15 protein-coding genes and 1 tRNA gene are annotated in these 23,596 nt (G+C 73.2%); 7 read left to right on the plus strand and 9 right to left on the minus strand.

Annotation, left to right across the window (positions count from 1 at the left end):
- Window positions 1-523: 523 nt before the first annotated feature.
- A complete protein-coding gene (locus J7I97_RS32795) occupies window positions 524-1,060 on the minus strand; it encodes a MarR family winged helix-turn-helix transcriptional regulator (protein WP_214942474.1) in 537 nt (178 codons plus the stop codon).
- A 112-nt stretch (window positions 1,061-1,172) separates the two neighbouring features.
- Here J7I97_RS32795 and J7I97_RS32800 point away from each other — a divergent pair, with 112 nt between their 5' ends.
- Window positions 1,173-2,495 carry an MFS transporter gene (locus J7I97_RS32800; protein ID WP_308369406.1) on the plus strand — a complete coding sequence of 441 codons (1,323 nt, stop codon included), beginning with the start codon at window positions 1,173-1,175 and terminating at the stop codon, window positions 2,493-2,495.
- Between the two features lie 52 nt (window positions 2,496-2,547).
- On the opposite strand, the gene J7I97_RS32805 is transcribed toward J7I97_RS32800, so the two are convergent.
- Window positions 2,548-4,302, minus strand: coding sequence for an ATP-binding SpoIIE family protein phosphatase (locus J7I97_RS32805; protein ID WP_214942511.1), 1,755 nt, complete (start codon window positions 4,300-4,302; stop codon window positions 2,548-2,550).
- Window positions 4,303-4,459: 157 nt separating this feature from the next.
- The gene (locus tag J7I97_RS32810; RefSeq protein WP_214942477.1) at window positions 4,460-5,854 is read right to left on the minus strand and encodes an NAD(P)/FAD-dependent oxidoreductase; all 1,395 of its coding nucleotides are present in this window, start codon (window positions 5,852-5,854) and stop codon (window positions 4,460-4,462) included.
- Window positions 5,855-6,195: 341 nt separating this feature from the next.
- On the opposite strand from J7I97_RS32810, the gene J7I97_RS32815 reads away from it, so the two are divergent.
- Window positions 6,196-6,984, plus strand: a complete 789-nt coding sequence (locus J7I97_RS32815) for a TetR/AcrR family transcriptional regulator (protein WP_214942481.1) — start codon at window positions 6,196-6,198, stop codon at window positions 6,982-6,984.
- Window positions 6,985-7,238: 254 nt separating this feature from the next.
- Window positions 7,239-9,410 (plus strand): sigma-70 family RNA polymerase sigma factor, encoded by a 2,172-nt coding sequence (locus J7I97_RS32820; protein ID WP_214942484.1) that lies wholly within the window; start codon window positions 7,239-7,241, stop codon window positions 9,408-9,410.
- On the opposite strand, the gene J7I97_RS32825 is transcribed toward J7I97_RS32820, so the two are convergent.
- The 3 genes from J7I97_RS32825 to J7I97_RS32835 form a co-directional block, all read right to left on the minus strand.
- A complete protein-coding gene (locus tag J7I97_RS32825) occupies window positions 9,397-10,509 on the minus strand; it encodes a neutral zinc metallopeptidase (protein WP_214942487.1) in 1,113 nt (370 codons plus the stop codon). The two genes, J7I97_RS32820 and J7I97_RS32825, sit on opposite strands and share 14 nt — an antisense overlap.
- Window positions 10,510-10,617: 108 nt before the next feature.
- Window positions 10,618-11,301: a hypothetical protein gene (locus J7I97_RS32830; protein ID WP_214942489.1), complete on the minus strand. Its 684-nt coding sequence runs from the start codon at window positions 11,299-11,301 to the stop codon at window positions 10,618-10,620.
- A gap of 172 nt (window positions 11,302-11,473) precedes the next feature.
- Complete coding sequence (locus J7I97_RS32835) at window positions 11,474-13,714, minus strand: asparagine synthase-related protein (RefSeq protein WP_374103628.1); 2,241 nt, start codon at window positions 13,712-13,714, stop codon at window positions 11,474-11,476.
- A gap of 639 nt (window positions 13,715-14,353) precedes the next feature.
- On the opposite strand from J7I97_RS32835, the gene J7I97_RS32840 reads away from it, so the two are divergent.
- The 4 genes from J7I97_RS32840 to J7I97_RS32855 all read left to right on the plus strand — a co-directional run bounded on the left by J7I97_RS32840 (window position 14,354) and on the right by J7I97_RS32855 (window position 20,064).
- Entirely contained in the window at window positions 14,354-16,114 is a 1,761-nt protein-coding gene (locus tag J7I97_RS32840) for a sporulation protein (protein WP_214942494.1), read from the plus strand.
- A gap of 29 nt (window positions 16,115-16,143) precedes the next feature.
- A complete protein-coding gene (gene lhgO, locus J7I97_RS32845) occupies window positions 16,144-17,382 on the plus strand; it encodes an L-2-hydroxyglutarate oxidase (RefSeq protein WP_214942497.1) in 1,239 nt (412 codons plus the stop codon).
- 475 nt (window positions 17,383-17,857) lie between these two features.
- Window positions 17,858-18,664: a tRNA (guanosine(46)-N7)-methyltransferase TrmB gene (gene trmB / locus J7I97_RS32850; protein ID WP_214942500.1), complete on the plus strand. Its 807-nt coding sequence runs from the start codon at window positions 17,858-17,860 to the stop codon at window positions 18,662-18,664.
- A gap of 56 nt (window positions 18,665-18,720) precedes the next feature.
- Window positions 18,721-20,064, plus strand: a complete 1,344-nt coding sequence (locus J7I97_RS32855) for a PrsW family intramembrane metalloprotease (protein ID WP_214942503.1) — start codon at window positions 18,721-18,723, stop codon at window positions 20,062-20,064.
- Window positions 20,065-20,079: 15 nt separating this feature from the next.
- Here the strand turns inward: J7I97_RS32855 and J7I97_RS32860 are convergent, their stop codons facing one another.
- The 3 genes from J7I97_RS32860 to J7I97_RS32870 all read right to left on the minus strand — a co-directional run bounded on the left by J7I97_RS32860 (window position 20,080) and on the right by J7I97_RS32870 (window position 22,873).
- Window positions 20,080-21,141 carry a M23 family metallopeptidase gene (locus J7I97_RS32860; protein WP_214942506.1) on the minus strand — a complete coding sequence of 354 codons (1,062 nt, stop codon included), beginning with the start codon at window positions 21,139-21,141 and terminating at the stop codon, window positions 20,080-20,082.
- Window positions 21,142-21,432: 291 nt separating this feature from the next.
- Window positions 21,433-22,596, minus strand: a complete 1,164-nt coding sequence (locus J7I97_RS32865; protein ID WP_251059394.1) for a PP2C family protein-serine/threonine phosphatase — start codon at window positions 22,594-22,596, stop codon at window positions 21,433-21,435.
- 203 nt (window positions 22,597-22,799) lie between these two features.
- Window positions 22,800-22,873, minus strand: a tRNA-Met gene (locus tag J7I97_RS32870).
- Window positions 22,874-23,596 lie beyond the last annotated feature (723 nt).

Below are 23,596 nucleotides of genomic sequence, written 5' to 3' on the forward strand. Positions count from 1 at the left end.
GGTCAGTCATGTCGTAATATGACCGACTGACCACTGCGTCCTCGCTGTGTTGTTGCCTGCAAGCATCACCCGAAGGCGACCTCACAGGTCTTTTTCAAAGGAACCTCATCCACCGAAGTGGACGGGGTATCAACTTCTGGCGTTGATTTTTGGCACGCTGTTGAGTTCTCAAGGAACGGACGCTTCCTTTGTACTCACCCTCGCGGGCTTTCCTCCGGGCTTTCGTTCTGTGTTCTTGCGTTTCCGACTCTATCAGATCCTTTCGGGCCTGACTCCCAGTCAGCGGGTTTTGCCTTCCGGGCTGTTGGGCCCTTCCGACTCCCGAACTCTAGTGGATTTCCCCGGCGATTCATAATCGGCCTTCGGAAATGAATTCGGACATGCCGAATTCGTTCCCAGTGGGAGATCGTGCTGAGTTGGGTGCCGCAACGAGGCGGCGGGATTCGTTGTCGCCAAAACCATTCGGCTCTGGGGCAACTCGAAGAACCTTACGGATGCCAGGGGGTCGTGTCAACTCCGGTGGTCAGCCCCGGGACTGGAGGTCCTCCACGCGGTCCAGCAGGCGGGTCAGCATGTCGCCGAGCACCCCGCGCTCCGCGGTGGAGAGGTCCTGGAGGAGGTCCTCCTCGAAGACCGTGGCCGCGCGCATCGCGTCGAGCCACTTGCTGCGGCCCTCGTCCGTGAGCTCCACGATCACGCGGACCCGGTTGGACTCGTCGCGCTCCCGGGTGACCAGGCCCTCCGCCGTCATGCGGTCGATCCGGTGGGTCATCGCGGCCGGCGTGAGGCCCAGCTGCTTCGCGAGCTCGCTCGGGCCCATCCGGTAGGGGGCTCCGGAGATGACGAGGGCTTTGAGGACCTCCCACTCCGCGTTGCTGATGCCCAGGGCCGCGGTCTGGCGTCCGTACGCGACGTTCATGCGGCGGTTCAGGCGGCTCAGCGCGGAGACCACCTTCTCGACCTGGGGGTCGAGGTCCTGGAATTCGCGCTGGTAGACGGCGATCTGCTCATCGAGGCTCGGCTCGTGGACGGGCGTAGTGCCGTCGGGGGTGTCACCCATGGGTCGAAGTATGGCACGAGCTCGTTGGCGTCTAACTCCTTCGATGTGTAGAGTTAAGCATCGAACTTTAGGTATGAAGTCTTCAGGCTTCAGCTATCAAGACAGGTGAGAAGTGACCAAGGTGATGGGCGCTGCGATGCGGCGGATCCAGGCCGGCAACGCGCTGACCGCGTTCGGCATCGGCTTCACGGTTCCGTTCCTCTACATCTATGTGGCGCAGGTGCGAGGTCTGGGTTCCATGGCGGCCACGAGCGCGTTCGTGGCCTTTGCCCTGGGTGCTCTTGTCGCGCTGCCCTTCACCGGTCGGGTCATCGACCGACGCGGTCCCGTCCCCGTGGTGATGGGTGCGGCGGTCGCCGCGTCGGCGGGTGCGCTCTCGCTCGGGCTTTCCACCGGCGTCGTGCCGATCCTGCTGTCGGCCCTCGCGCTGGGTGCCGGGCAGGCGGTCATGCAGCCCGCGCTGGCCACGATGATCGTGTGGTGCTCGACCCCGACCACCCGGACCCGTGCCTTCGCCCTCCAGTTCTTCATGCAGAACCTGGGGCTGGGCATCGGCGGCCTCATCGGCGGCCAGATCGTCGACGAGAGCCGGCCCGGCAGTTTCACCCTGTTGTTCAGCATCGAGGCCGTGATGTTCCTGGTGCTGGCCGGGGTCATCGCCACCGTGCGGATGCCCCACGCGCCGAGCATCAAGGACGCCGTGCCGAAGGACCCGTCGCAGGCGGGGGGTGGCTGGAAGCGGCTGCTCCGGCACAAGGCCATGGTTCAGCTCTCCGTACTGGGCTTCGTGATCTTCTTCGCCTGTTACGGGCAGTTCGAGTCCGGGCTCGCCGCGTTCGGTACCGAGGCCGCCGGGATCTCCCCGTCCACCCTCGGGTTCGCGCTCGCCGCCAACACCGGCGCGATCGTCGCCGCGCAGTTCGTCGTACTGAAGCTGGTGGAGAAGCGCCGCCGGTCCCGCGTGATCGCGCTGGTCGGGCTGATCTGGACCGTGGCGTGGCTCATCGCCGGGTTCTCGGGCCTGGGGCACGGCAGCGCGACGATGGCCGCGGCCGCGTTCGTCTCCACGTACGCCCTGTTCGGCATCGGCGAGGCGATGCTGTCGCCGACGCTGGCGCCGCTCGTCGCCGATCTGGCGCCGGAGGGTTCCATCGGGCAGTACAACTCGGCCTTCGCGCTGGTCAAGCAGATGGCGCTGGCGCTGGGGCCGCTCGGTGTGCCGCTGGGTGCGGGCGTGCCGATGCTCTACATCGGGGTCTTCGTGCTGGTGTCGCTCGGGATCGCGGGGCTGGCCCTGCGGCTCGGGAAGCGGCTGAGCCCGGTGCAGGACAATCCGTCGCTGCGGGCCGCGCCGGCTCCGGCCGCTGCCGACGCCGTCGCCGTCGCCGCGAAGGGTGTCGCCGCGAAGGGCGTCGCCGAGCCTGTGGCTGTGTAGATGTAGGTATATAGGTGTGGGGGAGGCCTCGGTTCTTTGGACCGGGGCCTTCCTACTTGTCCGGCAGGGCGAACTCGCACCAGACGGCTTTGCCGCCGTCCGGGGTGCGGCGGCAGCCCCAGGACGAGGCGATGGTGGCGACGATCGAGATGCCGCGGCCCGTCTCGTCGGCCGGTTCGGCGCGGCGGCGCCGGGGGAGGTGGTCGTCCCCGTCGGTGACCTCGATGATCAGGCGGCGGTCGGTGCGGCGCAGCCGCAGGCGCATGGGCGGGGTGCCGTGCTGAAGGGAGTTCGCGACGAGCTCGCTCGCCGCCAGGACGCCGAGGTCGCACAGCTCGACCGGGAAGCGCCAGGAGGCGAGGACGCCCTGGGCGAAGGCGCGGGCTCGCGGGGCCGCCTCAATGCCGCCGAGGAGTTCGAGGGCGGCGTTGTGGAAGAGCTCGGCGTCCTGGCCGGTACGGGCGGGCTGCTGGAGGACCATCACCGCGACGTCGTCATCGTGGTCGGCGTCGACGCCGAGGGCCCGCATCAGGCGGTCGCAGATGACCGCCGGGGTGCCCTGCGCGCCGGAGAGGGCACGTTCCAGCGCGGCCACGCCTTCGTCGATGTCCTCGCCGCGGCGTTCGACCAGGCCGTCGGTGTAGAGGACGGCGGTGGAGCCGGGGCCGAGTGCGATGGTGCCCGAGGTGTGGAGCCAGCCGCCGGTGCCGAGAGGCGGGCCGGTGGGGTCGGCGGCGCGGCGTACGGTGCCGTCCTCGTCGCGGACCAGGATCGGGAGGTGGCCGGCGGAGGCGTACGCCAGCAGGCCCTCGTTGGGGTCGTGGACGGCGTAGACGCAGGTGGCGATCTGGCTGGGGTCGATCTCGGCGGCGAGGCCGTCGAGGAGCTGGAGCACCTCGTGGGGCGGGAGGTCGAGGCGGGCGTACGCGCGGACGGCGGTGCGGAGCTGGCCCATGACGGCTGCGGCGCGGACCCCGCGGCCCATGACGTCGCCGATGACGAGGGCGGTGCGGCCGGCGCCGAGGGTGATGACGTCGTACCAGTCGCCGCCGACGGCCGCTTCGGTGCCGCCGGGCTGGTAGGTGGCGGCGATGCGGAGGTCGTCGGGCTGTTCCAGTTCCTGCGGGAGGAGGGAGCGCTGGAGGGTGACGGCGGCCTCGCGCTGGCGGCGCTCGCTGGCGCGGAGCCGGTCTACGGCTTCGGCGTGGTCGGTGACGTCGGCGAGGTGGACCAGGACCCCGGTGTGGTGGGGGTCGGGCTCGGTCCCGGGGTCGGCCTTGGGGTACTCGACCGGGGTGCAGGTGACGGTGTACGAGCGGCCGCCGCCGGGTGCGGTGCGGTTCTTGGCGGTACGGGGCTTGCCGCTGCGCTGCACCTGGTCGAGGAGCGGGAGCAGGCCGAGCTCCCCCAGTTCGGGGAGGGCCTGGTGGGCGGGGGCGCCGGTGGCGCGGGCTCCGAACCCGGAGGTGTAGGCCTCGTTGACGTAGGCGACGCGGTGCTCGGGGCCGTGGACGAGGGCGACGAGGGCCGGGAGCCGGTCGAGGACCTCCCGGACGGGGAGCTCGTCGATGGCGGGTACGGCGGCGGCGGGCGCGGGGCCCGACCCGGTGCCGGTGCCCGAGCCCGTGCCGGAGACGGTGGGGTCGGCGGGGCGGCCGTCCGGCAGGGTGGCGGGATGGCCGGCTGCGCCGCGGGCGGCCGGAACCGATCCCTCACCCCGCTTGGCCTGGGCGGCGGCATGTTCGGACCGGGCGGCGGCGCGGCGCTGCGTTCCGGGAAACCGGGCGCTCCAGCGGGTGAAGTTCACTGCGTTCAAGCCTCGTGGTGTCGCTCGTGGTCGCTGTGTCTCCCCCAGCTACCGCTGGGAGCTGCCCCCAGTGGTCGGTCGCTGGACGATGTCACTCTGTGCAGGTGTGAGCCCACCTATGGTCACACGTCCAGTGTGGCCGACGGCACTGACAGCGTCAGCCTTCGTTGTTCTTCGGGGGCTCCTTGGGCCCTCCGCCCGCTGCGAGTTCGAATTCTGCCCTGGGGTGTTCTAGGGAGCCTAGTGACACGATCTCGCGTTTGAAGAGACCTGAGAGCGTCCATTCGGCGAGGACGCGCATCTTGCGGTTGAAGGTGGGGACCCGGCTGAGATGGTAGGCCCGGTGCATGAACCAGGCGGGGTAGCCCTTGACCTTGCGGCCGTAGATGTGCGCGACGCCCTTGTGGAGGCCGAGGGAGGCGACGGATCCGGCGTACTTGTGGGCGTACTCGGTGAGGAGTTCGCCGCGCAGGGAGGCGATGAGGTTGTCGCTGAGGGCCTTGGCCTGGCGCAGGGCGTGCTGGGCGTTTGGGGCGCATTCGCGGCCCGGTTCGGCGGCGGTGATGTCGGGGACGGCGGCGGCGTCGCCGGCGGCCCAGGCGTGTTCGACCCCCTCGACGGTGAGGAAGGCGGTGCAGGCCAGGCGGCCGCGCTCGGTCTTGGGGAGGTCGCTGGCGGCGAGGATCGGGTGGGGTTTGACGCCGGCGGTCCACACGACGGTGCGGGTGGGGAAGCGGGTGCCGTCGCTGAGGACGGCGACGCGGTTCTCGCAGGATTCGAGGCGGGTCTCCAGCCGCAGGTCGATGTTGCGGCGGCGCAGTTCGCGGATCGTGTAGGTGCCCATCTCGGGGCCGACTTCGGGGAGGATCCGGTCGCTCGCCTCGACCAGGACCCATTTCATGTCCTCGGGCTTGATGTTGTGGTAGTACCGGGCCGCGTAGCGGGCCATGTCCTCCAGTTCGCCGAGGGCCTCGACGCCCGCGTAGCCGCCGCCGACGAAGACGAAGGTGAGGGCGGCGTCGCGGATCGCGGGGTCGCGGGTGGAGGAGGCGATGTCCATCTGTTCGATGACGTGGTTGCGCAGGCCGATGGCCTCTTCCACGGTCTTGAATCCGATGGCGTAGTCGGCGAGTCCCGGGATGGGGAGGGTGCGGGAGACGGAGCCGGGGGCGAGGACGAGCTCGTCGTACTCGATCTCGCGGGCGCCGGTGCCCTCCTCGGCGGTGGCGAGGGTGGTGACGGTCGCCGTCCGCTTGGCGTGGTCGATGCGCTGGGCCTCGCCGATGACGATGCGGCACTTGTCGAGGACACGGCGCAGCGGGACGACGACGTGGCGTGGGGAGATCGAGCCGGCGGCGGCTTCGGGGAGGAAGGGCTGGTACGTCATGTAGGGCTCGGGGGTGACCACCGTGACCTCGGCCTCGTCGGCTCTCAGCTTCTGCTGGAGCCGGAGCGCCGTGTACATGCCGACGTAGCCGCCGCCGACGACGAGGATGCGCGTTCGGGGCGGGGTACCGGGGGCCGTGCCCCGGGAGTTAGCAGCCTTCACCATCCCATGACGCATGGTGGCCGGGAGTTTGTCCACAGGGCCGTTCAAATTGTGTGACCGGCGGGGGCGCTGGGACGGGGCTGCCGGAGCGTTGAGAGTTGGCTGAAGTTCGCAGGTCAGGGGCTACGGAATGGGTTATTCCGGGACCTTGGATCGGAAAAATGGGGGTGAATGCTCCGATCGGGCGGTGGTCCGTCCGGGGCTGCCTCTTCTGAATTGACTCTGGCTCAACTATGTTCGTATTCGTCGAGGAGTAGGACCAGGGCCCACATGACCGTGGCCCACCTCGGCACGAAGGCGGGGAGTGTCTCCGGGGGGAGACAAATCATTACCGGGGGAAACATATGCACATTTCAGATTTCCATGGCTCCGCGACCGCGCTCTCTGCCGAGAGCAGCGGCCGCATGATCGCAGGTGGCACGACCCACGGCGTGGGCCGGTCCACGCCCCTGCGCGTCGACGCACAGCGCAATCTCGAGCACGTTCTACGCGCGGCACGCGAAGTCTTCGGCGAGCTGGGCTACGGCGCTCCGATGGAGGACGTGGCGCGGCGCGCGCGGGTCGGCGTAGGCACCGTGTACCGGCGGTTCCCGAGCAAGGACGTGCTGGTCCGGCGGATAGCCGAGGAGGAGACCACCCGGCTGACCGAGCAGGCCAAGTCCGCGCTGGGCCAGGAGGAGGAGCCGTGGCAGGCGCTGTCGCGCTTCCTGCGCACCTCCGTGGCCTCCGGTGCGGGGCGGCTGCTGCCGCCGCAGGTGCTGCGGGTCGGCGCGGCCGGTGAGGACGGCGCCGAGGAGGAGGCGGCGGCGCGGGTTCCGCACCAGCGCCAGGCCGTCGCGTCGGTCGCGTCCGTCACGTCCGGGGCTCCGGAGCTGCGGGTCGTGAGCTCGCGGACCTCCGTCGAGGACGAGCCCTCGGACGACGCCGGCGCGGGTGCGCTGCTGGAGGTGGTCGGCCGGCTGGTGGACCGCGCCCGGGAGGCGGGTGAGCTGCGTACCGATGTCACGGTGGCCGATGTGCTGCTGGTGATAGCGACCGCCGCGCCCGCGCTGCCGGACCCGGCGCAGCAGGCCGCGGCCTCGGCCCGGCTGCTCGACATCCTGCTCGAAGGGCTGCGTTCCCGGACGGTGTGAGCCGCGCGGGACGTTCCGCTCGCGGAGGCCCCTGCGGGGTGGGGGCCGTGAGCCGGCTTCCCTCGACTCGGCCACTCGCTCGAACGACTGCCCGCTCGAATGGCTGCTCGTTCGAGTGAGTGGGGCTCAGTACGGCGATTCGCCGAATTGTGCCCAGACGAGTGGATGGTGGGGAGAGGTCTCCGGCCCGTGTCCGCCGTGTGCCACGCTGGATCGGTGTACCGGTCTGAGGGTGTCGTGCGGGGGCTTCCGCGATGAGCGTTGACGGGCGGGACGAGCCTCTCGGTGGCGCCGGTGGCTCCGCCGGTGGCGAGGTGGAGACGGGCGGGCTGCCCACGCGGCAGGTACCGGCACGGCAGGTCCCTGCGCAGCGCGAACCGGGTGGGCGGCACGCGGGCTCAAGGGGCGGGCCGGCTCCTGGGCTTTCCGGTGGTGAGCCGGCGACGTCCGATGCGGACTTGGTCGGCCGGATGCGCGGGGGTGACGACGGTGCGTATGCGGAGCTGTTCCGTCGCCATGCCGATGCGGTGCGGCGCTATGCGCGGACTTGCTGCCGGGACGGGCACACCGCCGACGATCTGACCGCCGAGGTGTTCGCGCGGACACTGCAGGCGGTACGGGGTGGGGCCGGGCCGGACCATTCGGTGCGGGCCTATCTGCTGACCACCGTGCGCCGTGTCGCCGCGGCCTGGGCGAAGACCGCCAGGCGGGAGCATCTGGTCGAGGACTTCGCGGTGTTCGCGGAGCAGGCCGCCGCGGGGAGCGAAAGCGGTGTCGGGATGTCCGGCGACGACACGCTGGAACTGGGCGCCGATGTACGGGCGATGCACGAGGCCGAGCAGTCACTGGCCATGCAGGCCTTCCGCAGCCTTCCCGAGCGGTGGCAGGCCGTGCTGTGGCACACCACCGTCGAGGAGGCCTCGCCGAGCGCGATCGCCCCGCTGTTCGGGCTGAGCGCAAACGCGACGGCGGTGCTGGCCAGCCGGGCCCGGGAGGGGCTCAAGCAGGCCTACCTGCAGGCGCACGTGGGCTCGGCCCTGAGTGAGGGCGGGGACTGCGCGCGGTATGCGGACCGGCTGGGCGCGTACGCCCGGGGCGGGCTGCGGATGCGGGCGGAGCGGGGGCTGCGCAAGCATCTGGAGGAGTGCGCGAAGTGCCGGCTGGCCGCCGGGGAGCTCAAGGATGTCAACGCGGGCATTCCGGCGCTGCTGCCGGTCGCGGTCATCGGGTGGTTCGCCGCCGGGTATGCGGCCAAGGCGGCCGGGGTGGTGGTGGCCGGTGGAGCCGTCGCCGCGGGCGGGGCGGGGGCTGCCGCCGCCGCCGGCGCCGCGGGCGGGTCCACGGCGGGGGCTGGGGCTGCCGGTGCCGCTGGAGCTGCGGGAGCTGCCGGGACGGCTGGTGGGACCGCTGGGGCTGCCGGAGCTGGTGGGACTGCTGGTGGGACCACTGGGGCTGCCGGAGCTGGTGGGACCGCTGGGGCTGCTGGTGGGACCGCTGGGGCTGCCGGTGGGGCTGCCGGGGCTGCCGGTGGGGCTGCCGGGGCCGCCGGTGGGGCCGGGGCTGGGGTTGGGGGGGCGGTGGTTTCCGAGGGGCTGGGGCTGCCGGCCAAGGTCGCTCTTGCCGCCGGGCTCGCGGTTGCCGCGGCCGCCGGGGTGGTGTTCGCCCTCGCCGGGGACGATCCCGAGCCGCAGGCCCGGGCGAAGCCCGCGCCCAGTGCCGCAGCGCCCGTGGTTCCGGTGCCGGCGCGTTCCGTCCCGCCCGCGCCGAAGCCGAGCCCGTCGGTGGCGAAGACGCCGGCCGCGCAGGTCTCCGTACCGCCCGTGCGGAGTACTCCCCCGGCGTCGCCACCTCCTTCGCGGGTCGTGCCCAGTGCGCCGAAGCCGTCGCCGAGTCGGTCGAAGCCGTCACCGACGCCCACGCCCATGCCCACGCCCACGCCCACGCCCACGCCCACTGCGGTCAAGCCGACGCCGCCTCCGGTGAAGCCGGCGCAGGGGTTTCCGCTGGCCAGGCTCGGCCAGTCCGCGGTCGGCGACCACACTGGTCCCGAAGTGCAGACCTGGCGGAGCAGTTGGGTGTGGCAGCGCAGGGGGCTGGAGATCGACGACCGGCGGTACGCGCACGGGATCACCGTCAACTCCCGTTCGTCGGTGGAGATCGGCCTCAACCGGCAGTGCACCGCCTTCTCGGCGCGTGCCGGGGTGGACGGCCTGTCGAAGTTCACCGACGGCTCGGTCCGGTTCTCCGTATACGCCGACGGGCAGCGGCTGTGGCAGTCCGCCGCGCTCGGGTACGAGGACCCGGCGGCGGCCGTGGAGGTCCCGCTGACCGGGCGCAGGACGCTGCGGCTGGTGGTGGAGCGGGCCGGGGACGGTGTGCTGCCGACTCTGGCGAGCTGGGCCGATGCCGTGATCAGTTGCCGGTGAGGGAGCCGGCCAGGTCGGAGGGGCTCAGGCTGGTCCCCGCGGTCTCCTCCTGGGTGTAGCGGGCCGCGCCGAGCAGGGCGTGGGTGCGGTCGGGGAGCCCGGCCACGGCGGCTTCCTCGGGGACCGAGCGGGGGTGGCCCGTACGCCAGGCGGTGGCCGCCGCGAGGGCCCGTACCGCCTCGGCGGGCCGGTCGGCGTCGGCGAGGAGCACGGCGGCGGTGTCGGCGAGGCCTGCCAGAACCCGCTCGGCGCATTGCGCGGCGACGGCCGTCGCCAGGGCCGGGCCGATCTTGGCGAGGCCGGCCGCGGGGCCGTTCTCGCGGGCGGTGAGGACGGCTTCGACGCCGTCGAGTCCAGCGGTGAACTGCGGGGGTACGGTCATCTTCGCGCCCTCCGCGCGGGCGCGCTCGCACTCGGCGCGGGCCTGGTCGGCGTCGCCGCGTTGGAGGGCGAGCATGGCCCCGAGCAGGCGGGCGTAGGCGCGGACGTCGTACACGCCGCCGTAGCGTTCGGACTCCAGGTCGGCCTCCGCCAGCAGCTGTTCGGCGGCGGCCATGTCCCCCGAGCAGTAGGCGGCCTCGGCGATCCGGGCGATGGCGAAGGGCGCCTCGACGTGGGCGCCGACCTCGTGGGCCAGGCGCAGGCACTCCTCGTACTCGGCGCGGGCCCAGTCGTACCGGCCGCGCAAAAGGGCGACCTCGCCGGCGGCGCTGGCGACCTGGGCGCGGGTCCAGCGGTCGCCGACCCTGCGGGCGATCTCGTGCAGTTCGGCGAGGTCGGCGTCGACGATGGGCAGGCCGCCGGTGATGTCGATGGCGACGTGGGTGCGGAGCATGAGTGTGACGCCGAGTTCCCAGTCGCCCGCGTGACGGCGGCAGTTCTCGACGGTGCGGTCGAGGTCGGCGTGGAAGTCGAGGGCGTCACCGGTGAGGAAGGCGGTCATGGGCCAGAGCATGCCGGGGAAGCGGGTGGTCTCCGGGGAGCCGTGGCGGAAGGCCTCCTTGATGCGGGCGGCGAGGGCGCGGTACTCGGGGGTGCGGAATTCGTCGGGTGTGTTGCCTTCGGCGCGGAGGAACATGTGGAGCACTCGGAGGCGCATGTACTGCCAGTACGCGGGGGAGCCCTCGGGCGGGTCGGCGGGGGTGACGGTGATGGCCTGGGTGGCCCATTCGGCGCCTTCTACGCGGTAGTTGCGCAGCCACCAGAACTAGCCGAGGGCGAAGACGAGGCGCTGGGCGGTGTCGGTGTCCTTGGTGGCGACGGCGGTGTGGAGGGCGGCGCGGAGGTTGTCGAGCTCGGTCTCGGTGCGGCGGATCCAGGGGAGCTGGGCGGCGGAACGGAGGAGGGGTTCGGCCTCTTCGGCGAGGGTGAGGAAGTGGGCAGCGTGGAGGCGGGCGGTTTCGGCCTGGTCGTGGGGGTCCGTGGCGGCGCGTTCGGCGGCGTACTCGTGGATGGTTTCGAGCATGCGGTAGCGCATGCCGGTGGTGTCGGGGGCGGGCTCGGCGAGTACGAGGGACTTGTCCACGAGGGAACCGAGGGTGCCGGCGACGTCGAGGGGGCGGTGGGGGGCCTGGGTGCCCTCGGCGGCGCGGCTACCCTCGGCGGCCCTCGCACCCTCGGTGGCCCGGCTGCCCTCGGCGGCCTCGGTGTGTTCGGCGGCCTTCGTGCTCTCGGCGGCCCGGCTGCCCTCGGCGGCCTTCACACCCCCCGCGGTCAGGGTGTCTTCAGCGGGCCCCGGTGAGGCCGTCCAGGGTGAGGGCGCCCGGGAGGAGGCGGGTCCGGAGCAGACGGCCTCGGCGGCTGCCAGGTCGCAGCCGCCCGCGAAGGCGGACAGGCGGCGCAGGACGGTGCGTTCGGGCTCGTCGAGGAGGTCCCAGGACCAGTCGACCACGGCGCGCAAACCTTGCCCTGCGGGGTGCGGCCGGGGATTTTCGGGGCCGCCGAGAGGGCGACCTCGTCAAGCCTTTCGGGCGCGACACGCTGGGCCGCATCTGTGCCCGCCACCGGCATCGCCTGGCGAGCCCGCCGTGCGACGCGCGGCGGCAGCCGAGGGCGGGGTCGGGTTACGACAGGGCCGGGCGGCGGAGGGGAACGCCGGTGGGGACAGCGCGGCGGCGGGGGGTGGAGGTGCCCGTCCAGCAGGTGCCGCGGCGGGCGAGGAGACGACGCAGCCACAGTTCCATCGAGACGAGTTCGGCGAGGCCGTCCAGCGGGACCGGGTGGCCGTCCGCCGCGTCGAGCAGGGCCTGTTGGACGACCCGGGCCTCGATCAGGCCCGCGTCCGCCAGCAGCGGGGCGGAGAAGAGGGAGAGGAGGTCCTGGAGGGCGGCGCTCAGGCCCAGCCGGGTCGCCGTCTCGTTCGGGGTGTGGGCCGTGGCGCCCCATCCCGGCGGGAGTTCGCGTACGCCTGCCGAGGACAGCACGCTGCGCAGGATCGCGGCCCGCGCCCCCGGCTGGACCCGCAGGGATTCCGGGAGCGCGCGGGCCGCCCGTACCACCTGGTTGTCCAGGAACGGCGCGTGAAGGCGCTGGCTCCGGACCTCCACGGCCTGTTCGAAGACCCGGTGGTCGGCGGCGTGGCGGGTCAGGACGGAGCGGGCCCGCGCCTCACCCGGGCGGAGGGAGACCGGGGGGCGTCCCGCGGCGGTCGCAAGGCGGATCGATACTTCCGCCAGGGCCTCGCCCGTGAGCCAGCCCGCCGCCGGGCCGGGGCGGGACCAGGTCAGGGCGGCGAGGGAGGCGTCCACCGGGCTGGACACGCCGCCCGTGACCGAGCCTTCGCGCAGCCGGGCCGCCGCCGCCTCCATGCCCGCGCGGTACGACGTACGGGCGAGCCGGCGGGCGGCGGAGTACACGGCCAGCGGGACCAGCAGGGACTCGCCGGACGCCGAAGCCGAGCGGGCCAGCGCAGCCACCGGGCGCAGCAGGTGCCGTCGGCGGCGGTCCATCAGCAGGTCAGCCATCCGGGCGGGATGCGCGTCCAGGACCTGCCGGGCACCGTGGCCGACGAAGTGGTCCGCCGAGCCGGCCGCCAGCCGGCGCCGCTCGCGGGCGGCGAAGACGAGCGAGGGGCCGGGTTCGTCGGTCAGCGGACCGTCGAGTTCCGCGTACGGGAGGGCCTCCTCGGCGGCGGCCACGACCACGTGGTGCAGCCGGGGGTTGGCGGCGATCGCCCGGGCGCGTTCCAGTTCGGCCTCGCGGCCCTGCGGGGTCGCCAGGTCGTTGAAGGTGACGGCGAGAAGCCGTTCCCCGGACTGTTTCAGGACCGTGCCCGGCGCCCCCGGCAGCCCGGCGGCCAGCAGGGCGAGCGTCGCGGAGGCGCTGCCACCGGACAGGTCCGCGCCGACGCCGGGAACGGGCGCGGGGGCGCCCCGGGCCGCGCGCCGGTCGGCGGGGCCCATTCCGGGCACCGGGCCGGGGTCGGGAACCAGCGTGTCGGGAGCATGCCGGGGTGCCGTGAGCCGGGCGCGCACCGCGTCCACCAATGCTTCGCGCACTCCCTCCACCGCGCGCTCCGCGTCGGCCTCGGGCGCGGCCACCGCGAGGGAGGCCACCGGCTCGTACCCGGTGATCTCCCGGGAGCCCTCGCGCAGGATCAGCGTGTGCCCGGGCGGGATGCGCCGGACGCCGACGTACGGTGTGCCGTCGCCCAGTGCCTCCGGGCTGTCGGGGCAGGCCAGCAGGGCGGCGAGGTGGCCGATGTCGAGCTGCGCCTCGATGAGGTCGGCGAGCGGGAGTGCGGCGGTGGCGTACGCCGTCCCGCCCGCCCACGGCGTGTAGAAGACGGGCCGCGCTCCGGCGAGATCGCCGAGGACGGTGATCCGGCGGCCGGCCTGGACGACGGCGGTGTAGCTGCCGGACCACTGCGTGAGGTGGCGCAGGGCACCGCCGCGGGCGGCGAACAGGGCTCTTCTCAACTCTGCGTCGGTGGCCCCGCAGCAGCCGAGGACGGCGAGCCGGGTGAACGGGTCGGCGGGGTCGGCGGTGACGGTGCGGATCTCGTCGGGGCGCCAGTCGCCGACGGCCCACAGAGGGTCGGGGTCGCCCCACAGCAGCTGCGCGCCGACGGGGTGGACGGTGCGTTCGGCGTCGGCGCCGAGGTCGTCGGGGTGGGCGGCGTCCGCGATGCCGCCGTGCAGGGGGCCTCCGCCGGGATCGCCGTATGCGCCGTGGCCGTGGCCGTGGCCGTATCCGGGTCCGCCCTGGCCGTGGCCGTATCCGCCCTGGCCGGGGCCCTGTCCCGAGACCCGCCCGGCCGTGCCGAAGCTCGCGGCGATACTGCTCCACCCCACCAACCAGCGCACCGCCGCCTCCCCAGCCTGTGGGCAAATGACCGGGGCACATACGGCACGGTCAGCGCTGAGGGCGCGGCCGACGGGACCCCGGGTGGCTCCGGGTCCATGCTGCCACGAGACAGGCGTGCGAGAGTGGTTAAGGGGGCGCACATGCAAACGAACACGCCCCGGCCACACGGTATTTGGCGTTCCGTTCCCACCGCCCCATAGGTCGGTTTCGGCCATTCTTCGGCCGTGCTGAGAGCCCACAGAGGGCCCCCGAGGGCCCCTGAGTCCTGGTGCACGGCCGCGGTCCGGGAGGCGGAATCCACCCCCCGGACCGTTCCGCCACCCGCGGGGATTGAGGCAGCGGCATCCCCCGACCCGCTGATCAACGCGGCGGGCCGACCCACGCACCGCACATCGAATCGCCGGGCCCCCGGAGCGGCCAGAGCGCACGGGCGGGCGCACGGCCACACGGGCGGAGCACGCGGTGACACGTGCGCCCCGCGGGCGGGCCCGCCCCGACTGTGCATACGGACAACAATCCCGCCATACGGAACTAAGGGCCTTAACGCTTGGGAGGCGGGGAACTACGCTGGGTTTACGAAATGCCGGGCGCCTATGCCCCGGCGGCGTCTGCGTTCCGCGTGTGACGAGGGGTGGCGCATGTCCAGGGAGCTCCGCGAGCCCAATGAGAAGCTCGGCGCCGTCCTCGCCCTCGCGGGCATCAGCAACGCCGGGCTGGCCCGGCGGGTCAACGACCTCGGCGCACAGCGCGGCCTGACGCTTCGGTACGACAAGACGTCGGTGGCCCGGTGGGTGTCGAAGGGGATGGTGCCACAGGGCGCGGCCCCACATCTGATCGCCGCCGCCATCGGGGCGAAGCTGGGGCGGCCGGTTCCGCTGCACGAGATCGGCCTGGCGGACGCGGATCCCGCGCCCGAGGTAGGCCTGGCCTTCCCGCGCGATGTGGGCGCGGCGGTGCGCTCGGCCACCGATCTGTACCGCCTCGACCTCGCGGGCCGGCGGGGCGGGGGCGGGATCTGGCAGTCGCTGGCCGGGTCCTTCTCCGTGTCGGCGTACGCCACGCCCGCGTCGCGCTGGCTGATATCGCCCGCCGACAGCTCGGTGGCGCGCGAGCCGGGCCCGGTACGGCAGCCGGTGGCTGCTGAAACCCCGCCGGAGATCCCGCCGGCAGCGGTCGCGCAGCCCGTCGGGCGGCCCGCTGCGCAGCCGTCGGCCGCCGCGCAGCCGTCCACCGCCCAGCCGTCCACCGTCGGGCACCGGTCCGCCGCCGGGCACCCGTCCGCCGTAGGGCACCGGTCCGCCGTCACGCAGCCGTCCGCCGCCGCGTCACCGTCCCCCGTTGTGCCCGCCCAGCCCGGCCCCGAAACTCCGCTCGGACAAGGCCCCTTACCCTCCCCGGCCCAGGCTCCGGCCCAGGCTCCGGCCCCGGCTTCGACCCCGGCCTCCATCGGCCCCACAGCGCCGCTGTTGGACGTATCTCCTCAGCGCGTCGGCCACAGCGATGTGACGAAGCTGCGCGAGGCCGCCGAGGACGCCCGCCGCTGGGACTCCAAGTACGGCGGCGGGGACTGGCGTTCCTCAATGGTCCCAGAGTGCCTGCGGGTGGACGCGGCGCCGCTGCTGCTCGGCTCGTACACCGACGAAGTGGGCCGGGCGCTGTTCGGCGCGACCGCCGAACTGACCCGCCTGGCCGGGTGGATGGCCTTCGACACCGGTCAGCAGGAGGCCGCCCAGCGCTACTACATCCAGGCGCTGCGCCTCGCCCGCGCGGCCGCGGACGTACCGCTCGGCGGGTACGTACTGGCCTCGATGTCGCTGCAGGCGACGTACCGGGACTTCCCGGACGAGGGTGTGGACCTCGCGCAGGCGGCCGTAGAGCGCAACCGCGGCCTGGCTACGGCGCGCACCATGAGCTTCTTCCGGCTGGTCGAGGCGCGGGCGCACGCCAAGGCGGGCGATCCGGTGGCGGCCGGGGCCGCGCTGCGGGCCGCCGAGGGCTGGCTGGAGCGGGCGCGGGCGGGCGACGCGGACCCGACCTGGCTGGGCTTCTACTCGTACGACCGTTTCGCGGCCGATGCGGCGGAGTGCTACCGCGACCTCAAACTCCCCCGGCAGGTACGGCGCTTCACGGAACAGGCGCTCTCCCGGCCGACGGAGGAATACGTGCGCTCGCACGGGCTGCGGCTGGTGGTGAGCGCGGTCGCCGAACTGGAGTCGGGCAACCTCGACGCGGCGTGCGCGGCCGGGACCCGGGCGGTGGAGGTGGCGGGCCGGATCTCCTCGGCGCGGACGACCGAGTACGTACGGGACCTGCTGCACCGGCTGGAGCCGTACGGGGACGAGCCGCGGGTGGCGGAGCTGCGCGAGCGGGCGCGGCCGCTGCTCGTGGCGCCTGCGTAGCCCCGCGTCACCTGTTTGTCGGTGGCGGGGTGCAGTATGCAGGGGTGGGAGGTGGCAGCGTGGGCGGCGTGCGCGGCGTGGACTGCGATGTACTGGTGGTCGGTGGCGGGATCGTCGGCCTGTCGACAGCGCATGCCCTGTCGCGCCTGGCCCCGGGGACGCGTGTCGTGGTGCTGGAGAAGGAACCGGGCCCGGCCCGGCACCAGACGGGCCGCAACAGCGGGGTGATCCACAGCGGGATCTACTACCGGCCGGGGTCGCTGAAGGCGCGCTTCGCGGTGCGGGGCGCGGCCGAGATGGTCAAGTTCTGCGCGGAGCACGGGATTCCGCACAAGGTGACGGGGAAGCTGATCGTCGCCACGGAGCGGGAGGAGCTGCCGCGGCTGCACGCGCTGGTCCAGCGGGGCCGGGAGAACGGCATTCCGGTGCGCGAGCTGGGCCCGGCGCAGATCGCGGAGTACGAGCCGGAGGTGCGCGGCCTGGCGGCCATCCATGTCGGCTCGACCGGGATCGTGGACTACAGACGGGTGGCGGAGCAGCTCGCGGAGTCCTCGGGAGCGGAGATCGTCTACGGCGGGGCGGTGGAGCTGATCTCGCGGCGCCCGTCCGGCGTCGCGGTCCGTACGTCGGCCGGCCTGGTGGTCAAGGCCAGGGTGCTGGTGAACTGCGCGGGCCTCCAGTGCGACCGGATCGCGCGGCTGGCCGGGGACAAGCCGGGGATGCGGATCGTCCCCTTCCGCGGTGAGTACTACGACCTGGCGCGGCCGTCGCTGGTCCGGGGGCTGGTCTACCCGGTCCCCGACCCGGCGTTCCCCTTCCTCGGCGTGCATCTGACCCGGGGGATCGGGGGCGGCGTCCACGTCGGGCCGAACGCGGTGCCGGCGCTGGCCCGTGAGGGGTACGGCTGGGGCACGGTCCGGCCGCGGGACGTCGCGGACGAGCTGGCCTGGCCGGGATCCTGGCGGATGGCCGCGCGGCACTGGCGGTACGGGGCGGGCGAGATCCACCGCTCGCTGTCGAAGAGGGCGTTCACCGAGGCGGTACGTCGGCTGCTGCCGGCGGTGGCGCCGTCGGACCTGGTCCCTGCCGGGTCCGGCGTCCGCGCCCAGGCCGTCCTGCGGGACGGCACCCTGGTGGACGACTTCCTGATCCAGGACGCCCCGCGCACGATCCACGTCCTGAACGCCCCGTCGCCCGCGGCGACCGCTTCCCTCCCCATCGGCCGCGAAATCGCCCGCCGAGCGTTGTCCACCCTCCACGGGCGGTAGCCCTGCGGGGCGCGCGGGGGCGCGAGGCGCGGGGCCGCCGGGGTTTCCAGCGCCGCCGGGGCGCCCAGGCCGCGGTACGCGGAGCCGCCCGGGTTACCGGAACCGCAGGACCGTCGGTGCCACCAGGGCCGCGGTACGCGGAGCCGCCGGGGTTGCCGTTCGCCGCTGCGCGGGGCCTCTCCCCGCCCCGCCCTTTCACCGTTTCCTGGGGCTCCGCCCCAGACCCCGCGCCTCAAACGCCGGTGAGGCTGCTGTGGCCTGAGCCACACCCAGCCTCGCCGGCGTTTGAGGCGCGGGTCCGGGCAGCGCCCGGGAAACGGTGAAAGGGCGGGGCGGGGGACAGCTCCGCGCAGCGGTGCCACCCCAAGGCACCCAAGGCACGCCAAGGCACCCCGCAGCGGGAAGCCCGGCCATAGGGAGGGTGGCGGCGAGCGGCCAGCGGCCAGGTGGGGGCAGGTCGTAGAATCTGGGCATTGTGTCTGAGTCCCTTAACCCCCAGCCCAGCGTCCCGGCGGCGAACTCCTACGTCCCCCCCAAGTGGCGGACCGAGCCGCGGTTCCCCGACGGCCCCGCGCCCGATCCGGCCGGCTCGCACCACGAGCGCCGCATCCGCAGCTTCCAGCCGCGGCGCAGCCGGGTGACCACCGGCCAGGGCGAGGCCCTGAAGCGGCTCTGGGGCACCTGGGGCCTGGACATCGACGGCCATAGCGTCATCGACCTCCGCCAGCTCTTCGACGGGCTCCCCGTCGTCCTGGAGATCGGCTTCGGCATGGGCGAGGCCACCGCCCAGATGGCTGCCGACGACCCCGGGACCGGGATCCTCGCCGCCGACGTGCACACCCCCGGCCAGGGGAATCTCCTCGCGCTCGCCGAGCGCAACGGGCTCAGCAACATCCGGGTCGCCAACGGCGACGCCATCATCCTGCTCCGCGAGATGCTGCCGCCCGACTCCCTCGCCGGTCTGCGCGTGTACTTCCCGGACCCGTGGCCCAAGGCCCGCCACCACAAGCGGCGCCTGATCCAGCCCGAGTTCCTCACCCTGGCGGCGACCCGCCTGGCGCCGGGGGCCGTGCTGCACTGCGCGACGGACTGGGAGCCGTACGCCGAGCAGATGCTCGAAGTCCTCACCGCACACCCCGACTTCGAGAACACCCAGCCCGACGGCGGCTACGCGCCCCGCCCCGGCTTCCGGCCGCTCACCCGGTTCGAGGGCCAGGGGCTCGACAAGGGCCACGTCGTACACGACTTGCTGTTCCGGCGGGTGGAAAACACCGAGATCTGACGCGGAGGGCTGACAGCGTCACTCCGCGTGTCAGACCCACTCGGTAGAGTCACAATGTGGCTGTCCGAGCGCTCCGCCGTGTGCTCGCACTCCCGTCGGGCGCGGTCCGTACGGGCGTGCTCGTCGCCCTGCCCGCCGTTCTGACCCTGTCGGGGCTGGCGATCCTGGAGCTCGTGCGGCAACAGACCGGCACCCCCGGCTTCTTCGTCGGCCTCGGCCTGGCCCTGCTCCCGGTGCCGCCGCTCCTGGCGGCCTTCCGGTGGGTGGGCCGGGCCGCGCCCTGCCCACGGGCGCAGCTGGTGTTCTGCTTCGGCTGGGGTGCCGGCACCGCGGCGCTGATCGCCATACTGGCCAACAGCTTCGCCACCCGCTGGATAGCCGCGGCCACCGCCGACGCCTCCGCCGCCGACCGGCTCGGATCGGTGGCTATCGCCCCGGTGGTCGAGGAGATCGCCAAGGCGGCCGCCGTGCTGCTGGTGTTCGTGTTCCGAAGACGCCAGTTCACCGGCCCCGCCGACGGTTTGGTGGCAGCCGGGTTCACCGCCACCGGCTTCGCCTTCACCGAGAACATCCTCTACTTCGGCAATGCCTTCGGCGAGGACCTGGCCAGCGGCAGCGGGGTGCTGGAGTCGATGACCGCCGCGACCTTCTTCGTACGGGCCATCGTGTCGCCGTTCGCGCACCCGCTGTTCACGGCGCTGACCGGGCTCGGCTTCGGTGCTGCCGCGCTCAGCTCCCGCCGCGCCCGCCGGATCGGCCTGCCGCTGCTGGGCCTGGCCCCGGCCATAGGGGTGCACGCGCTGTGGAACAGCTCCTCGCGCTTCGGGGAGTACGGGTTCTACGTGGTCTACGGCTGTGTGATGGTCCCGGCGTTCGGGCTGCTGCTGGGGCTCGCCGTGCGGATACGGCGTCGCCGGCTGCGGGCGGTCGCCGCCGAGCTGGCGGTGTACGCCTCGGCGGGCTGGCTCGGCGCGGCCGAGGTGCCGGCGCTGGCGTCCGTGCCGGCCCGGTCGCTGGCCTGCGCCCTGGCCCGGGAGAGCGGAGGCCGGGCGGCCGGCCGGGCCGTCGCCCTGTACGCGGCGGACGCGGCGGCACTGGCCCTGCTGCGCCGGCGGGCCCGCCACGGCGTGCAGGCGTGGGACCCCGATTTCGCCCGCCGGGAGCGCGAGTTGCTGCACGGGATGTGGCTGCGCCGGTCGACGGCTGCGCCGGCCCTGATCCGGGCGGCGGTCCTGGAGGAGCTGATTCCGCCGTGGTTCGCCCCCCTGGAGCGGGGGCCCGGCCCCGCCCTGGCGCCCGCTCCGACGGCCGCGGGCGCGCCGATGGTCGCAGGCGCGCCGGCGACCGTACCGGCCCCTCGGGCCCGTCTCGCCGATCATGTCGGCCGACCCGGGTGTTAGCCAGGGGTTCACGAGCTAGGGGTTCAGGCCCTTCGAGGTCAGCCAGGCCAGCGGGTCCATCGTCGAGCCGCCCTTGCGGACCTCCAGATGGAGGTGGGGGCCGGTGACGTTGCCGGTGGCGCCGACCCGGCCGATCGTCGTGCCTGCGCTCACCGCGCCCGAGGTCACCGACATCGAGGACAGGTGGCAGTACCAGATCTCCGTACCGTCTTCGAGCTCCAGCACGATCCGGTAGCCGTACGCCCCGGACCAGCCGGCCGAGGTGATCTTCCCGCTCGCCACGGCCTTGACCGGGGTGCCGGTCGGGGCGGCGAAGTCGAGGCCGGTGTGGTAGCCGGAGGACCACATGGAGCCGGCGTCCCCGTAGTGCGAGGTGAGGGTGTAGGCGGAGGTGGGCAGGGCGTAGCTCCCGGCCGCCTTCGCCTGCTGTGCCTGCAGCTCGGCCTCGGCCTCCGCCTTGGCCTTCGCCTCGGCGGCTTCCCGGGCCGCCTTCTCCGCGGCCACGCGGGCTTCCTCGGCCGCCTTGTCGGCGGCCTGGCGTGCGGTCTCCAGCTTGTCCTTGGCCTCCTGCGCGGCGGCTTCCTGGGCAGCCCGCTCGACGTCCGCCCGGTCCTGGGCGGCGGCGGCTTCTTCCTGGGACTCGGCCTGCTGGAGGATCCGGTTGCGCAGCACCTCACCGGCGCCCGCCCCGGCCTGCGCCTGCTGTGCGACGAGCCCGGCCTTCGCACCGCCGGCGGCGGATCGGGACCCCGCCGCGGTGTCCTGGTGGCGGATGCCGTCGTCGACCCTGTCCACGGCGTGCTCGAAGCCGTCGGCCAGGTCGGGGAGCGACGGTATGGATATGGCGACTTGGGGCCGGTCCTGCGCGGTGGCGATGCCGCCCGCGCCGACGGCCGCGATGACGCCGACGCCGAGCACGGTGGAGCTGCGGGCGAGTCCGCCGCGCTGCTTGGCGACCCGGTGCTTGCCGCGCACCGGACGGGCCGAGTCCTCGGTGGGGTTCCACTCGCCCCAGGCGCCTGCGGTGGGCGGCTCCTGGATCTCGACGCCTTCGGGAGCAGGCACGTTGGAGGCCACCGGGGCACACTCCTCATGGACGCGCACGCACACGGCGCCGTCTCTTGCGACGGCTGGGACGACCGCGCTGCGTTATCGAAAGGTAATAGACGCGAGGGAGTGATTCCAAGCTGTTGCGATTGATCGTTAACGCCAATTGGCCACGCACCGAACAATCCTGGCCTGAACTTTCACCTCAAAGACAGACCAACCGGGGCGAAACTCGGCCGATTCCCGTATCACTCCAGCCACAGAGAGATTTTGACGGGCCGTCACTTACTTAGCGGAGCGCACCCTTTCCCTCACGCACCGTCACGTCTCCTCGCGCCGCACCACCGGCACGGTCCGGCGCCGCTCCGGCTGGCCCTCCCCCGGCCGGGCCACCGCCAGCAGCGCCATGTCATCCGTGGTCCCGCCGCCCGTATGCCGGCGCACATCGTCGCTGAGCGCGCTGAGCAGCTCCTCCGGGCCCGGGAAGACCCGCCCGCGCAGCCGGGCCGCCGGATCGTAGAAGACTCCGGCCCTGTCCCGGGCCTCGGTCAGCCCGTCGGTGTACAGCAGCAGCGTGGCGCCCTCCGGAAAGGGCCATTCCTGCGCCCTGTCCGGCCAGGCCCCTAGCTCCCCCATGCCCAGCGGCAGTGCCGGCTCTGCCGGGGCCAGCACCTCCAGGGCACCGGCCGCGTGGAGCAGCAGCGGCTCGGGGTGACCCCGGTTCACCAGCCGGAGCGCCTCCGCCCCCAGCGGGATCTCCCCGAGCACGCACGTCGTGAACCCCTCCACCGCGTCCAGGCTGTCGCGCCGGACGCCCTCCCGGGCCAGCGCCCGCTCCAGCCGCCGCGCGACGCCCTCCAGGGTCGGCTCGGTCTCCGCGGCCTCCCGGAAGGCCCCCAGGACCACCGCCACGGCCTCCACCGCGCCCAGGCCCTTGCCCCGTACGTCGCCCACCGCCAGCCGCACCCCGAACGGGGTGTCCTGGACGGCGTACAGGTCCCCGCCGATGAATGCGTCGGCCTGGGCGGCCTCGTACCGGGCGGAGACCTGCAGGCCCGCGATCTGCTCGGCGGGCGTCGGCAGCACGGCGCGCTGCGCGGCCTCGGCGATCCCGCGCGCAGAGGCGAGCCGCGCACCGCTGCGCCGCACGACCCGGTTGATCAGGATGGCCAGTCCGGACACGGTCAGGACGGTGGCCAGCTCGGTCAGCGACTCCGCCTTCAAGAAGGTGGAGTTGTAGAAGTGCAGCACGACCAGCGCGAGCGAGGCCATGACGCCGGTCAGGGCGGTCGACCGGAGCGAGAACAACGGGGCGGCGATCAGCGGAGCCGCGGAGAAGAACGGGGATCCGGTGAAGCTGGGCGGGCTCACCAGGTCGGAGACGAACCCGAGCACGATCATCACGGCCGGGAGCACCCGGAGCGCCCGCTGGGCGGCAGCGCTCCCGACACCGCCCACGCGCTCTCCGTTGCCCTGCCGGCCCAGCCCCACCACGCTGTTCTCCTGCCCGGTCCCTCGCACGGGTGCGGGCCGCTGCCGCCTCGCCCCTCAAGGCTGGCCGCAGGAACGGCCGTACGGCGACCCGGCCCGGGCCGACCGGGTGACCCCCGTGACCAAGGGCCAGGGACCAGGAACCAGACAACGACGAAGGCCCGGCTCCCCAAAGGGAACCGGGCCTTCGTACTGAGTAGCGGGGGCAGGATTTGAACCTACGACCTCTGGGTTATGAGCCCAGCGAGCTACCGAGCTGCTCCACCCCGCGTCGGTAAACACAACTCTACGCCATCCGTGGGACGCTCCCCACCAATTAACCCCCGCACCACCCTCGGGAAGGACATAACCGCAGGTCAGAGCCCCACAAGGAGGCTGAAGACCCGCTGGCCGGCACGCCGCCGGCGACCAGACGCCAGAACGGCACGGGGAACTGGCCCGCCTCACCCGTACGTTCAGGGAGACAACAAAGCGCCCCGCCTGGAAACCAGACGGGGCGCCCTACGAGCGGTAGGCCATGTCGGACTCGAACCGACAACCAACGGATTAAAAGTCCCGGCAGGGTTGTGCCGGACGGTCCTGACTACTGCCTCACAGTCCCGTATTGCCTGATCAGCGGCGGCCAGCCTGCCGGTCAGTCCGGTCCACGACACCGCATGTCAGCGCATCCGCTCACGCATCGCTCACGCATCCGGCCCAGCTAACCTGCATGGCTCCCGTCGGCGATGGCATGAGTAGTTGATTCACCCAGCCATACGCTTCCAAAGCGTTCGCACGCCCGTCCGGCCGAGGCCGTACCCCCCCCCCCCCCCCCCCCCCCCCCCCCCACCCCCCACCCCCCCCCCCACCCCCCCCACCCACCCCCCCCCCCCCCCACCCCCCCGCGGCCGCCCGGCGTCGCCCGCTGCCCCCCCCCCCCGCCGGTGCCGGCCTCCCCCCCGCCTCCCCGGTCCCCCACGCCGCCAGCAGCGGCTCCGCACGCGCGTGCGCCGGC

The organism is Streptomyces sp. ISL-87 (assembly GCF_018614095.1).
Classification (GTDB): domain Bacteria; phylum Actinomycetota; class Actinomycetes; order Streptomycetales; family Streptomycetaceae; genus Streptomyces.